General features: G+C 69.3%; 15 protein-coding genes. 10 read left to right on the forward strand and 5 right to left on the reverse strand.

Annotation, left to right across the window (positions count from 1 at the left end; translation table 11 throughout):
• Positions 1–31: 31 nt before the first annotated feature.
• Both JJL56_RS05990 and adh read right to left on the reverse strand, forming a co-directional pair.
• Positions 32–415 carry a DUF779 domain-containing protein gene (locus JJL56_RS05990; protein ID WP_145622740.1) on the reverse strand — a complete coding sequence of 128 codons (384 nt, stop codon included), beginning with the start codon at positions 413–415 and terminating at the stop codon, positions 32–34.
• A 95-nt stretch (positions 416–510) separates the two neighbouring features.
• Positions 511–2031, reverse strand: coding sequence for an aldehyde dehydrogenase (gene adh / locus JJL56_RS05995; protein ID WP_145622741.1), 1521 nt, complete (start codon positions 2029–2031; stop codon positions 511–513).
• Between the two features lie 253 nt (positions 2032–2284).
• Here adh and JJL56_RS06000 point away from each other — a divergent pair, with 253 nt between their 5' ends.
• From JJL56_RS06000 to JJL56_RS06025, 6 genes are all read left to right on the forward strand, one after another.
• Positions 2285–2692 carry a winged helix-turn-helix domain-containing protein gene (locus tag JJL56_RS06000; RefSeq protein WP_145622742.1) on the forward strand — a complete coding sequence of 136 codons (408 nt, stop codon included), beginning with the start codon at positions 2285–2287 and terminating at the stop codon, positions 2690–2692.
• A gap of 57 nt (positions 2693–2749) precedes the next feature.
• Positions 2750–3145 carry a c-type cytochrome gene (locus JJL56_RS06005; protein ID WP_145622743.1) on the forward strand — a complete coding sequence of 132 codons (396 nt, stop codon included), beginning with the start codon at positions 2750–2752 and terminating at the stop codon, positions 3143–3145.
• A gap of 73 nt (positions 3146–3218) precedes the next feature.
• Positions 3219–3464, forward strand: coding sequence for a hypothetical protein (locus JJL56_RS06010; protein ID WP_145622744.1), 246 nt, complete (start codon positions 3219–3221; stop codon positions 3462–3464).
• 109 nt (positions 3465–3573) lie between these two features.
• Positions 3574–4152 (forward strand): YqaA family protein, encoded by a 579-nt coding sequence (locus JJL56_RS06015; RefSeq protein ID WP_200484544.1) that lies wholly within the window; start codon positions 3574–3576, stop codon positions 4150–4152.
• A gap of 96 nt (positions 4153–4248) precedes the next feature.
• A complete protein-coding gene (locus JJL56_RS06020) occupies positions 4249–5232 on the forward strand; it encodes an SDR family oxidoreductase (RefSeq protein ID WP_200484546.1) in 984 nt (327 codons plus the stop codon).
• A 67-nt stretch (positions 5233–5299) separates the two neighbouring features.
• Entirely contained in the window at positions 5300–6178 is an 879-nt protein-coding gene (locus JJL56_RS06025; RefSeq protein ID WP_247890962.1) for a TrmH family RNA methyltransferase, read from the forward strand.
• Between the two features lie 22 nt (positions 6179–6200).
• Here JJL56_RS06025 and JJL56_RS06030 read toward each other — a convergent pair whose 3' ends face one another.
• The gene (locus JJL56_RS06030) at positions 6201–6644 is read right to left on the reverse strand and encodes an RNA polymerase sigma factor region1.1 domain-containing protein (RefSeq protein WP_145622748.1); all 444 of its coding nucleotides are present in this window, start codon (positions 6642–6644) and stop codon (positions 6201–6203) included.
• A gap of 150 nt (positions 6645–6794) precedes the next feature.
• On the opposite strand from JJL56_RS06030, the gene msrA reads away from it, so the two are divergent.
• The 4 genes from msrA to JJL56_RS06050 all read left to right on the forward strand — a co-directional run bounded on the left by msrA (position 6795) and on the right by JJL56_RS06050 (position 10908).
• Positions 6795–7436: a peptide-methionine (S)-S-oxide reductase MsrA gene (msrA, locus tag JJL56_RS06035; RefSeq protein WP_200484551.1), complete on the forward strand. Its 642-nt coding sequence runs from the start codon at positions 6795–6797 to the stop codon at positions 7434–7436.
• A gap of 207 nt (positions 7437–7643) precedes the next feature.
• A complete protein-coding gene (locus JJL56_RS06040) occupies positions 7644–8360 on the forward strand; it encodes a PAS domain-containing protein (RefSeq protein WP_200484553.1) in 717 nt (238 codons plus the stop codon).
• Entirely contained in the window at positions 8357–10399 is a 2043-nt protein-coding gene (locus JJL56_RS06045; protein ID WP_200484555.1) for a DNA translocase FtsK, read from the forward strand. Before JJL56_RS06040 ends, JJL56_RS06045 begins: the two co-directional genes overlap by 4 nt.
• A 17-nt stretch (positions 10400–10416) precedes the next feature.
• Positions 10417–10908: a DinB family protein gene (locus JJL56_RS06050; RefSeq protein ID WP_200484556.1), complete on the forward strand. Its 492-nt coding sequence runs from the start codon at positions 10417–10419 to the stop codon at positions 10906–10908.
• 26 nt (positions 10909–10934) lie between these two features.
• Here the strand turns inward: JJL56_RS06050 and JJL56_RS06055 are convergent, their stop codons facing one another.
• Positions 10935–11657 (reverse strand): MgtC/SapB family protein, encoded by a 723-nt coding sequence (locus JJL56_RS06055; protein ID WP_145622751.1) that lies wholly within the window; start codon positions 11655–11657, stop codon positions 10935–10937.
• Between the two features lie 71 nt (positions 11658–11728).
• Positions 11729–12037 carry a hypothetical protein gene (locus JJL56_RS06060; RefSeq protein WP_145622752.1) on the reverse strand — a complete coding sequence of 103 codons (309 nt, stop codon included), beginning with the start codon at positions 12035–12037 and terminating at the stop codon, positions 11729–11731.
• Positions 12038–12041 lie beyond the last annotated feature (4 nt).

Here is a 12041-nt window from a genome sequence, read left to right on the forward strand (position 1 = left end):
AATCCTGCATACCGCATTCCACAGAACGTCGCTATGTCTTTTTCGTCATATCGCGTGGATCGGAACGCAGCGCCTCCACCTCGCCATCGGAGAACAGGCGGGAGCGGGTGAGGAAGCGCACGCCCTCCGGCGCCTCCAGCGAGAAGCTGGCGCCGCGGCCCGGCACCACGTCGATGATGAGTTGGGTGTGCGACCAGTATTCGAACTGCGCCGCCCCCATGTAGAAGGGACAGCCGCCGATCTCCCCCAGCCGGACGTCCTGCCCGCCGGGGCGGAACTCCCCGTCCATGAAGCACATCGGCGCGCTGCCGTCGCAGCAACCGCCGGACTGGTGGAAGAACAGCGGCCCGTAGAGCCCGCGCAGCTTTTCGATCAGTTCCAGGGCCGCCGGTGTGGCGACGACTCGTTCGACCATGGGCGGATGCTCCCAGAAGGAATTCAGCCGGACAAGAAAAGGGCCGGAGGCCGAATGGCCGCCGGCCCAAGGTCGTCAGGGAGGAGACAGGGAGGTTAGAAGAAGCCCAGGGCCTTCGGGCTGTAGCTGACCAGCAGGTTCTTGGTCTGCTGGTAATGGTCGAGCATCATCTTGTGGTTTTCGCGGCCGATGCCCGACTGCTTGTAGCCGCCGAAAGCCGCGTGGGCCGGATAGAGGTGGTAGCAGTTGGTCCACACGCGGCCCGCCTGGATGGCGCGGCCCATGCGGAAGGCGCGGTTGCCGTCGCGGCTCCACACGCCGGCGCCAAGGCCGTAGAGCGAGTCGTTGGCGATGGCGAGGGCCTCTTCCTCGGTCTTGAAGGGGGTCACGGACACCACCGGCCCGAAGATCTCCTCCTGGAAGATGCGCATCTTGTTGTGGCCTTCGAAGACCGTCGGCTGGACGTAGTAGCCGCTCTCCAGTTCGCCGCCCAGATGGGCGCGCTCGCCGCCGATCAGCACCTTGGCGCCCTCGGCCTTGCCGATGTCGATGTAGGAGAGGATCTTCTCAAGCTGGTCGATGGAGGCCTGGGCGCCGATCATCGTGGCGGGGTCGAGCGGGCTGCCCTGCTTGACCGCCGCGACGCGGGCCAGGGCCTTCTCCATGAACTTGTCGTAGATGCTCTCCTGCACCAGGACGCGCGAGGGGCAGGTGCAGACCTCGCCCTGGTTCAGCGCGAACATGGCGAAGCCTTCCAGCGCCTTGTCCAGGAAGTCGTCGTCCTCGGCCATCACGTCCTTGAAGAAGATGTTCGGCGACTTGCCGCCCAGCTCCAGCGTGACCGGGATGATGTTCTCCGTGGCGTACTGCATGATCAGGCGGCCGGTCGTCGTCTCGCCGGTGAAGGCGATCTTGGCGATGCGCGGGCTCTGGGCCAGCGGCTTGCCGGCCTCGACGCCGAAGCCGTTGACGACGTTGATGACGCCGTCCGGCAGCAGGTCGGCGATGATCTCCATCATCACCATGATGGCCATCGGGGTCTGCTCGGCGGGCTTCAGCACGACGCAGTTGCCGGCGGCCAGCGCCGGGGCCAGCTTCCACACCGCCATCAGCAGCGGGAAGTTCCACGGGATGATCTGGCCGACGACGCCCAGCGGCTCATGGAAATGATAGGCGTAGGTGGTGTTGTCGATCTCCGCGATGGAGCCTTCCTGGGCGCGGATGCAGCCCGCGAAGTAGCGGAAATGGTCGATGGCGAGCGGCAGGTCGGCGTGGGTCGTCTCGCGGATCGGCTTGCCGTTGTCCAGCGTCTCGGCCAGCGCCAGCACGTCCAGACGCTCTTCCAGCCGGTCGGCGATCTTGTTGAGGACGCGCGCGCGCTCCGCCGGGGAGGTGCGGCCCCAGGCGTCCTTGGCCTTGTGGGCGGCATCCAGCGCCTTCTCGATGTCTTCCGCGGTGGAGCGGGCGACCTCGCACAGCGGCTTGCCGGTGATCGGGGTCAGGTTGGTGAAATACTGGCCCTTCGTCGGCGCCACCCACTGGCCGCCAATGAAGTTGTCGTAGCGCGGCCGGATGGCGACCTGCTTGCTGAGCGTTTCCAGGGCCTGATGGATCACGGCGGTTTCCTCCCGAAGCGGATTGCCCGAACTGAATGTCATGGAATGACGTTTGGCGGGTTGTGCGCCCTGTGTCCGTTCGTCCGATGATCGGTATCCGTCACAGCGCCCCGCCGTTATCGCGGTTTCGGGGAAGGCCGGTAAATTCGACTTTGGTTGCAGACGCGCAGGCCCCCAGATTCGGGACCGGCCATTGGACGGCAGATGATACCTTGGGCGGAGACCCTTCCGTTTCCCGGCGAGACCCCAGGACATGACGACCGACATCCGGCTGCGCTTCCTCCACCCCTCCGGCGCCATCGGCCCCGGAAAGGTGTCCCTGCTGGAGGAGATCGACCGCACCGGCTCGATCTCCGCGGCGGCGCGGGCGCTCGGCATGTCCTTCCGCCGCGCGTGGTTCCTGGTGGAAACCATGAATTCCGCCTTCCGCGAGCCGGTGGTGCGGACCAACGTCGGCGGGCGGGAGGGCGGCGGGACCGGCCTGACCGCCTTCGGCCAGGAGGTGATCGCCCGCTACCGCCGCATGGAGGAGGAGGCCCGCCGCGCCGCCGCGCCACACCTCGCCTGGCTGGACGAGGCGCTGAAGCCGGAGGAGCCGTCTGAAAAAGGCGCGGAATCCAATGGTCCAAAGTCCAATGGCCCGGACTCCGACGATCCGTAAAGTCTCCCTCGACGCCGCGACCTTCCGCCGCGGCGAAACGAAGGAGGCTTCCGACCCATGCGCACCGCCGCCCGCACAGCCGCCCCTGTAGCCCTGGCTACCCTGATCCTTCTCGCCGCGGCGCCGCTTCCGGCCCTGGCCGACGGCGATCCGGCGAACGGCGAGAAGCTGTTCCGCCAGTGCAAGGCCTGCCACACGGTGGAGGCGGGCAAGAACCGCGTCGGCCCCACGCTGCACGCGCTGTTCGGACGCAAGGCCGGCACGGTGGAGAGCTTCGCCAACTACTCCGAGGGGCTGAAGGCGTCGGGCATCCAGTGGGACGCGGCGACGCTCGACCCCTATCTCGCCAACCCCAAGGCGGTCATTGCCGACAGCCGCATGGCCTTCGCCGGGGTGGCGAAGCCGGAGGACCGGGCCGACCTGATCGCCTATCTGGAAGCCGCGTCGAAGTGAGCGTCAGCGGGACGGGAACCGGGACGGCGCTGGCCTGTTGCCCGGTTTCCATTCCCGCAGCCGGAGAACGGCCATGACCGACGACCACACCGGGCAGAAGAACGCCGAGCCCAAGGACATCCGCAAGACCGACATCGAACCTCTCTGCGACGAGCAGAGCGGCGGCGGCGGGTCCAACCCGGACACCCGCTACCGCGGCATGCCCGGCGGCCATCCCGGCGGTTCCCGCGACGGCGACTGCGATCCGGTGTCGCGCGCCGACCCCGAGAAGGCGGAGCCGGACACCGCCGAATCCGGAAACAAGACCGCGGCCCGCTAGGCCGATGGCTTAGCCTTTCCGGGGCCGCCCCGAATTGGTCGTAGCCGCTGGCCCGGTCCCCCGCTAAAACAGGGGCTCCCTCACCGGCACAACACGGGCTGCGACCGGCATGCTGAAGCGCCTTTACGACTGGACGATGGCCAAGGCGGCCTCGAAGAACGCCACCACCTGGCTGGCGGGGGTTTCCTTCGCGGAAAGCTCCTTCTTCCCGATCCCGCCGGACATCCTGATGGTGCCGATGGTGCTCGCCAACCGGCAGGCGGCGTGGCGGATCGCGACGATCTGCACGCTGGCCTCGGTGGTGGGCGGCATCGCCGGCTACATGATCGGCTACTTCCTGTACGAGGCCATCGGCAAGGCGGTCATCGATTTCTACCACCTGGAAGCCCAGTTCGAGACGCTGCGCCATACCTTCGTCGAATACGGCGCGGAGATTCTCATCATCAAGGGCATGACGCCCATCCCCTACAAGCTGCTGACCATCACCGCGGGTGTCGCGAAGCTGAACATCTGGGTGTTCATCGGCGCCTCGATCCTGTCGCGGGCCATCCGCTTCTATATGGTCGCCGCCCTGCTCTACTGGTTCGGGGAGCCGGTGCGCGCCTTCATCGAGAAGCGGCTGACGCTGGTCACCACCGCCTTCGCCGTCGCGCTGATCGGCGGCTTCCTGGCGATCAAGCTGATCTGATCCACCCCAACTCCACCCCAACTCCACCATGGCACCGCGACGCCGGACCGTCCTTTCCTGTTGATGCCGCAGTGAGGCATTGACGGGAGAGAACGGATGGACAGCGTGCGCGGGGCCGTGGTGGTCATCACCGGCGCGTCGAGCGGGATCGGGCGGGCCACCGCCCTGACCTTCGCGCGGGAGGGCGCCCGGCTGGTGCTGGCCGCCCGGCGGGAGGCCCTGCTCGGCGAGGTCGCCGAGGAATGCCGGGAATTGGGCGGCGAGGCCGAGGTGGTGCCCACCGACGTCACCGACGCGGAGGCGGTTCGGCGGCTGGCCAACCGGGCGGTGCAGATGTTCGGCGGCATCGACGTCTGGGTGAGCAACGCCGGGGTCGGGGCCGTCGGACGGTTCGAGGACACGCCGCTGGAAGCGCACCGCCGCGTCGTCGAGACCAACCTCTTCGGTCCGCTGCACGGCGCCCACGCCGTCCTTCCGCTGTTCCGCCGGCAGGGGCATGGGGTGCTCATCAACACGGTGTCGGTCGGGGCCTGGGCGCCCGCCCCCTACGCCGCCGCCTATGCCGCCAGCAAGTTCGGGCTGGAAGGGCTATTGGAGAGCCTGCGGGCGGAGCTGGTCGACGCGCCGGGCATCCATGTCTGCGGCGTCTATCCCTTCTTCACCGACACGCCGGGCATGTCCCACGGCGCCAACTACACCGGCCATCAGCTGGACGCGGAGAGCCCCTTCTACGACGACCCGCAGGACGTGGCGGACACCGTGCTGGCCGTGGCCCTGCGCCCCCGCGCCCAGGCGATGGTCGGGGCGATGACCCCGCTGACCCGGCTGGGGCACGCGGTGGCGCCGCGCCTGATGGAGAAGATCGCCGGCCACGGCGCCCACCGCCATTTCAGCCGGACCCCGCCCGCCCCGACCAGCGACGGCAACCTGTTCCGCCCGGTGGAGCGCGGCCGCGGCGTCACCGGCGGCTTCCGCACCCCGCCGCCCGGCTGGGTGTCGCCGCTGCTCGTCGCCGGGGTCGCGGCCGCTGCGGCGGCGGCCTATGCCGGCTACGCGCGGAGCAAGAACGGAAACCACTGAGGGCTTTGAGTTCGGGAACGGGTTGGTCCAGAATGCCGGCCCGTTCCCCGAAGCCCCCGAGTCCATCATGCCGAAGCCGACGACCCCGCGCGGCCGTCCGCCCGTCCCGTCCGCTGCCCGCCCGTCCCCTGCCCGCCCCTCCCGTCCGGGTCCGGCCCGCGCCGGAAAGGACATCCGCCGGGAGGAGGTGCGGGAGGAGCCGGGCAAGCTGTTCCGCGTCGCCGGCCTCTCCGCCGTCTCCGCCCTGTTCGCCCATGACGCGGCGCGGGTGGAGCGGCTGTTCTTCGAGGAGCGGCTGAAGGCGAAGACCGGCGACTTCTGCAAGGCGATGGCGGCGGCGCGCAAGCCCTACCGCATGGTGGAGGCCGACGAGCTGGCCAAGGTCGCCGGGACGGTTCTGCACGGCGGGGTGGTCGCGCTGATCGCGCCGCGCCCGGTGCCCGCCTTCGACATCGAGGCGGCAAAGCGCTGGGCGGTGGACGGGCAGCCGCTGCTGATCCTCGACGGGGTCGGCAACCCGCACAATCTGGGCGCCATCCTGCGCACCGCCGCCTTCTTCGGCCTGCGGCGCGTCGTGGTGTCCGACCATCCCGGACAGGCCCTGCCGTCGGAATCCGCCTACCGCGTCGCCGAGGGCGGGTTCGAATGGGTGGAGCTGTACCGGGCGTCCAACCTGCCGACGGTCCTGAAGCGGTTGCGCGACTCCCACCGGGTGGCCGGAACCGCGCTGGGCCGGGGCCGTACGGTGGTCACCGACCCGGCGGCCCTCGCCACGGGGGAGCGGCCCGCCGCCGTCGTGCTGGGCAACGAGGAGGACGGGCTTCCCCCCGCCACCCTCGCCGCCTGCGAGGACATCCTGACCCTGCCCGGCACCGGCCGCATCCAGTCGCTGAACGTCGCGGCGACCGCAGCCATCCTCATCCACGCCCTGGCGAAGCCGGGTTGAGAGCCGGACCGAAAGCCGGACCTCAGCCGCCCAGGGCGATGATCAGCACCAGCGCCACCACGATGACCGAGACGACGGGCAGCATGTCCACCCCGCCGCGATCCCAGGTCGGCGCCCGGCGGGAGCCGTGATGCGTGCCATGGGCGTGGCCCAGCCCCTCGTCGGCCCAACCATGTTCGGACGGGCGGGCGCCGGGGGCGGAGACGGCGGGAGCCGCCGGGGTGGCGATGCCGACCACCCCGGCCCCGCGCCGGTAATCGCCGCCGCCACGCGGGCGCTTCAGCCGTTCGTCGGTCAGCTCCACGTCGATGCCCGCGGCCTCCAGCCGCTCCACCACCACGGCGACTTCCTCCGGGGTCATCGTCTCCACCGGCATGTCCTGGCCGAGCTGCTCGATGCCGAGCCGGTTGCCGTGCTGGCGCCCCTTGTCGATCAGGCGCTGGAGGGTGGCGTCGTCGATCGTCATGATTCTCTCCCGCGGTTCCACCTTGGACTGAACATTCCGAAGGGTAAACACGCGGGGCCGCCGAAGGCTCCCGCGCAAAGGCGCCGACTTGCCTCCGGGGCGGGGCGACCCGACATAATCCCCAAATCCTACGCCATCGGAGAGGCCGAGATGCTCGGAATGTTCATGCGCAAGCCCCTGGCGCTGCCCAGCGCGGAGGAGGCCCTGCCCGGACGCGACACGCCGGTTCCCGTGCCGCCGCGCCACCATGTCAACGGCAACCCGCTGACCCCGCCCTATCCGGAGGGGCTGGAGGTCGCCGACTTCGGGCTCGGCTGCTTCTGGGGGGCGGAGCGCAAATTCTGGAAGGTGCCGGGCGTCTGGACGACCATGGTCGGCTATCAGGGCGGCCACACGCCCAACCCGACCTATGAGGAGGTCTGCTCCGGCCGCACCGGCCACACCGAGGCGGTGCGCGTCGTCTACGACCCGGCCAAGGTCGGGTTCGAGGAGTTGCTGCGCGTCTTCTGGGAGGCGCACGACCCGACGCAGGGCATGCGCCAGGGCAACGACGTCGGCACCCAGTACCGCTCGGCCATCTACACCCATACGGAGGCCCAGCGCGCCGCCGCCGAGGCCAGCCGCGAGTCCTATCAGGCCCGTCTGCAGCAGGCCGGTTTCGGCCCGGTGACGACGGAGCTACGCGAGGCCCCGCCCTTCTACTACGCCGAGGACTATCACCAGCAGTATCTGTCCAAGAATCCCGCGGGCTATTGCGGGCTGGGCGGAACCGGGGTGACCTGCGCGGCGTGACGCGCTCTTGCGGCGTGGGGACCGAACGACAGAGACAGGTTCCCGCGCCGCCACTGCGGCATCCGGGCGACAGGGTTAAGCCGGCTTGAACGGGGCGGTCCCTTGCGGTTGCGCCTGCCCGTCCCTTCCGGGTATGGTTCCGGCGGTCCATGAAAGCTCCAGGGGGTAGCCCCGCGGGGCGCCGCCCGAGAATTCCGCGCCCAATCCATGATCAAGGAAAGAACCGAGCTGGCGACGCCGCACCTGAGCGGCCTGCTTGACTTCTGGCTCACCAAGTGCATCGGCGGGAAGCCGCCGGTGTCCAGCAGCATCGCCCCGGCCGACCTGCGGCCGTGGAAGGATAATATTGTGATTTTCGAGGTCATCGGCGACGACGACTTCGTTTATTCCTATTACGGCCAGTCGCTCGCCGCGGCCTTCGGGCATTCGCGCCTGGGCGCCACGCTGGACGATCTGCCGGAGGAGCAGCGGGCGATCCTGCGCCCCGAATACGCCTCGCTGCTGCGCGAGCGGCTGCCGGTCGCCCGCGTCTACACCGCCGATTTCAGCGGCGTCATGCGGACCTGGGAGCGGCTGGCCCTGCCGATGTCCAGCGATGGCGAGACCATCGACAAGATCCTCGTCGCCGCCTACGAACTGCCGCCGGACGAACCGCCCTGCGCCGTGCTCACCCCCGACACGGCGGAGGATGATGCGGAGTTCGAGATCGACATTCCGGACGTTCTTGTCAACGACGGGCCTGCCGATGATGGGCCGGAGGCGGACGACACGGTGGACAGCGAATCCGAGTCGCTTGCGGACGAGGGCGCCGACATCGACGACGATCCCGACGGGACCGCGGACACCGAGACCGACGACGCCCCCGACGACGCCGAAAACGGCGAGTCCCTCTCCACCGAACAGAAACCGGGAGCCCCGGCATGACGCCGCGCACGCCCCACCTGACCGCGCCCGTGACCCAGTCGGGAGTCGTCACCGCCGACGAGTTCAATCTGTGGTGCGCGCTGAACGGCCGCCCCTTCAACCTGATCCCCAACGCGCGCCCGGACGGGCGGCTGCTGTGGGACGTGGAGGTGCTTCCCGGAACCCCGCGCGCCGGCACGGTCTATTCGACCAACCTCGGCGACGAGGCGCTGGCGGTGGTCGCCGGCTTCGCCTTCCTGTCCGGCGTCGAGTGGGCCTATGAGGCGCGCCCCGCGGAATCCGCCGTCCCGCCCCCGGCGTCGGATGCGGCCGTGGACGCGCCTGCTGACGTGGAAGACGTCCTCATTCCCGACGCCGAGGACCTGCCCGAGGAAGCGGAGTCGGAAGAAGCCGAGGACGACACCTTGGCCTATGAGGACGATGCGGAGGACATCGACGACACCGACACCCTCGACGATGGCGGCGACGATGACGGCAACGACGGCGACGAATCCGACGAGGATGCGCTGCCCATCGGCGAGGGCGATCACTACGCCCTGCCCGGCACCGCGCTTCTCCAGAATCCGCCGCCGCGCCCGCCGCAGCAGCATGACGAGACCGTCCTGGCCCGCAACGCGCGGATGCTGGAGACGGTGCTGCGGAACTTCCGCGTCCGCGGCGAGATCATGGACGTGCGCCCCGGCCCCGTCGTGACGCTCTACGAGTTCGAGCCGGCGCCGGGCACCAAGTCGGCCACGGTCATCAACCTGACCGACGACATCGCCCGCTCGATGAGCGTGGTCACCGCCCGCATCGCCATCGTGCCGGGCCGCAGCGTGATCGGCGTGGAGCTGCCGAACCCGGTGCGCGAGATGGTCTATCTGCGCGAGATGTTCGACCATGCGGCCTTCGCCGAGTCCCAGGCCCATCTCGCCATCGCGCTCGGCAAGGACATCAGCGGGGAGCCGGTGGTCGCCGACCTCGCCCGCATGCCGCACCTGCTGGTCGCCGGCACCACCGGCTCGGGCAAGTCGGTCGCCATCAACACGATGATCCTGTCGCTGCTCTATCGGCTGCCGCCCGACCGCTGCCGCTTCATCATGGTGGACCCGAAGATGCTGGAGCTGTCGGTTTATGACGGCATCCCGCATCTGCTGACCCCGGTGGTGACCGACCCGAAGAAGGCTGTAATCGCGCTCCGCTGGGCCGTGCGCGAGATGGAGAGCCGCTACGAGGCGATGTCCAAGCTCGGCGTGCGCAACATCGAGGGCTACAACGCCCGCATCGCCGAGATGATCGCCAACGGCGAGCCGATGCCCCGCCGCACCGTCCCCGGCGAGGCCGAGGCCGTCTTCGACCTGACCCCGCAGGAGCCGACGCCGCTCCCCTACATCGTCGTCATCGTGGACGAGATGGCCGACCTGATGCTGGTGGCGGGCAAGGAGATCGAGGCGGCGATCCAGCGCCTCGCCCAGATGGCCCGCGCCGCCGGCATCCACCTGATCATGGCGACGCAGCGCCCGTCGGTGGACGTCATCACCGGCACCATCAAGGCCAACTTCCCGACCCGCATCAGCTTCCAGGTCACCAGCAAGATCGACAGCCGCACCATCCTGGGCGAGGCCGGGGCGGAGCAGTTGCTCGGCCAGGGCGACATGCTCTACATGGCCGGCGGCGGTCGCATCACCCGTGTCCACGGCCCCTTCGTCTCCGATTCGGAGGTCGAGGAGATCGTGCAGTGCATCAAGTCGCAGGGCGCGCCCAACTACGTCACCGCCATCACCGAGGAAGAGGAGGATGCGGTCGCCGACGAGGACGACGAGGGCGGCGGCACCAACTCCGGCGACGATCTCTACATGCAGGCCGTCAACCTCGTGGTGCGCGAGGGCAAGGTGTCGGTCAGCTTCATCCAGCGCCAGCTCCAGATCGGCTACAACCGCGCCGCCCGTCTGGTCGAGCGGATGGAGACGGAGCGCGTGGTCGGCCAGGCCAACCACCAGGGCAAGCGCGAGGTGCTGCTGTCCCCCGCCGGCCTGTCGGCCAAGCGCGCCGGGGTCTGAACGCAGGAGATGGGGCGATGAAAGCGCATTTCGAACGGTTCGCGCGTTACAACCGCTGGGCCAACCGCCGCCTCTACGCGGCGGCGGCCGAGTTGTCCGACGCCCAGTACCGCGAGGACCGCAGCGCCTTCTTCCGCTCAGTAAGGGGAACGTTGAACCACATCCTGGTGGCCGACCGGGTGTGGCTGCGCCGCATCGAGGGGGACGGGCCGACGCCCTTCGCCCTGGACGAGATCCTGTATGACGGCTTCGACGAGCTGCGCGCCGCCCGCGAGGCGGAGGACGAGCGCCTCATCCGCGTCGTGGCGGAGCAGGAGGAGGCGCGCTTCGCTACGGACCTCCACTACCGCTCGCTGGCCGGGCAGGCCTTCACCATGCCCTTTTCCGCGGTGCTGGCCCATGTCTTCAACCACCAGACCCACCACCGCGGGCAGGCGCACACGCTGCTGACCCAGTTCGGGCTGGCCGCGCCCAGCATCGACTTCGCCTATTTCCTGTTGGACAAGTAGGCGCGCCGGCCTCTCACATCCGCCCCTCACATGCGCGACGGCGACAGGCGGAACTCCACCACGCGGCTGGTGTGGGCGAGCTTGTCGATCAGTTCCATCGGGTCCGGCGTGCCATTGGCCTGGAGCGTGAGTTGATATTCCAGGTGGCCGCTGCCGTTGCGCAGGTGGAAGGCCCAGGACACGATCTCGTAGCCGTGCTCCAGCGCCTTGGCGCGGATCGTCTCCGCCGGGGGCGCGTGGTCCCGCTCGAACACCAGCATCACCTGGACCACCGTGTGGTGGGGCAGCGCCGTCTCCAGCCGGCGGAAGACGCTCATCACCAGGATGACCAGGAAGGCCGCGCCGATGGCCGCGGCGTAGAAGCCGAGCCCGATGGTCACCCCCACCGCCGCCGCCGTCCAGATCGACGCCGCGGTGGACAGGCCGCGGATGGAAAAGCCTTCCCGCATGATGACCCCGGCGCCGAGAAAGCCGATGCCGGTCACGATGCCCTGGATGACCCGCGTCGGGTCGCCGCCCGTGCCGCTGCCGATTCCGCCGTACCACTGGCCCGGATAGGCGTTGACCACGGTCAGCGCCGTCGAGGCGAGGCAGACCAGCGCATAGGTGCGCATCCCCGCCGCCCGCCCGTGAAAGGAGCGCTCGTATCCCATCAGGATGCCGAGCCCCAGCGCCCCGACCAGATGCAGCAGGATGACGCCGTTGACGGCCAGTTCGGCCGGCGACCAGTAGGCGGACAGGTTCAGCATGATGCCCCCTCCCCGGGACGACCGGTCCCGGGATGCCCAGTGTAGCGCCGATTTGTTGGCGAAGGGTCACCCTACCCCAGTCCGCCCAGCGTCCAGCGGGCGAGCAGGGCCACCAGCATGCCCTCCGCGGTCGCCAGCATCAGCCGCAGCATCAGGCTCACAAGGTCGGTGAAACGGTCGCGGCGGGGAAACACCTCGGCCAGCATGCCGGCGACGGCGCGGCGCAGGTTCAGGCTGACGAGCCCGATCACCAGCGCCACGACGGCGGTGCCGACCACATAATAGAGCGCGCCCTTCCAGCCGGCGAAGCTCTGCGGGTGTTCCAGATAGAAGAGCGTGCCGACGGCGATCCAGACGGCGGACGGCCAGACCCCCACCATGTCG

Origin of the sequence: Azospirillum aestuarii (assembly GCF_016632405.1) — a bacterium.
Lineage (GTDB): Bacteria > Pseudomonadota > Alphaproteobacteria > Azospirillales > Azospirillaceae > Azospirillum > Azospirillum aestuarii.

Excerpts from the sequence above, each read along its gene's own strand:
- JJL56_RS06010 (WP_145622744.1), top strand. The coding sequence starts at position 3,219 with ATGACCGACGACCACACCGGGCAGAAGAACGCCGAGCCCAAGGACATC.
- JJL56_RS06015 (WP_200484544.1), top strand. The coding sequence starts at position 3,574 with ATGCTGAAGCGCCTTTACGACTGGACGATGGCCAAGGCGGCCTCGAAG.
- JJL56_RS06000 (WP_145622742.1), top strand. The coding sequence starts at position 2,285 with ATGACGACCGACATCCGGCTGCGCTTCCTCCACCCCTCCGGCGCCATC.
- JJL56_RS05990 (WP_145622740.1), bottom strand. The coding sequence starts at position 415 with ATGGTCGAACGAGTCGTCGCCACACCGGCGGCCCTGGAACTGATCGAA.
- JJL56_RS06050 (WP_200484556.1), top strand. The coding sequence starts at position 10,417 with ATGAAAGCGCATTTCGAACGGTTCGCGCGTTACAACCGCTGGGCCAAC.
- JJL56_RS06060 (WP_145622752.1), bottom strand. The coding sequence starts at position 12,037 with ATGGTGGGGGTCTGGCCGTCCGCCGTCTGGATCGCCGTCGGCACGCTC.
- msrA (WP_200484551.1), top strand. The coding sequence starts at position 6,795 with ATGCTCGGAATGTTCATGCGCAAGCCCCTGGCGCTGCCCAGCGCGGAG.
- JJL56_RS06020 (WP_200484546.1), top strand. The coding sequence starts at position 4,249 with ATGGACAGCGTGCGCGGGGCCGTGGTGGTCATCACCGGCGCGTCGAGC.
- JJL56_RS06005 (WP_145622743.1), top strand. The coding sequence starts at position 2,750 with ATGCGCACCGCCGCCCGCACAGCCGCCCCTGTAGCCCTGGCTACCCTG.
- JJL56_RS06025 (WP_247890962.1), top strand. The coding sequence starts at position 5,300 with ATGCCGAAGCCGACGACCCCGCGCGGCCGTCCGCCCGTCCCGTCCGCT.
- JJL56_RS06040 (WP_200484553.1), top strand. The coding sequence starts at position 7,644 with ATGATCAAGGAAAGAACCGAGCTGGCGACGCCGCACCTGAGCGGCCTG.
- JJL56_RS06055 (WP_145622751.1), bottom strand. The coding sequence starts at position 11,657 with ATGCTGAACCTGTCCGCCTACTGGTCGCCGGCCGAACTGGCCGTCAAC.
- JJL56_RS06030 (WP_145622748.1), bottom strand. The coding sequence starts at position 6,644 with ATGACGATCGACGACGCCACCCTCCAGCGCCTGATCGACAAGGGGCGC.
- JJL56_RS06045 (WP_200484555.1), top strand. The coding sequence starts at position 8,357 with ATGACGCCGCGCACGCCCCACCTGACCGCGCCCGTGACCCAGTCGGGA.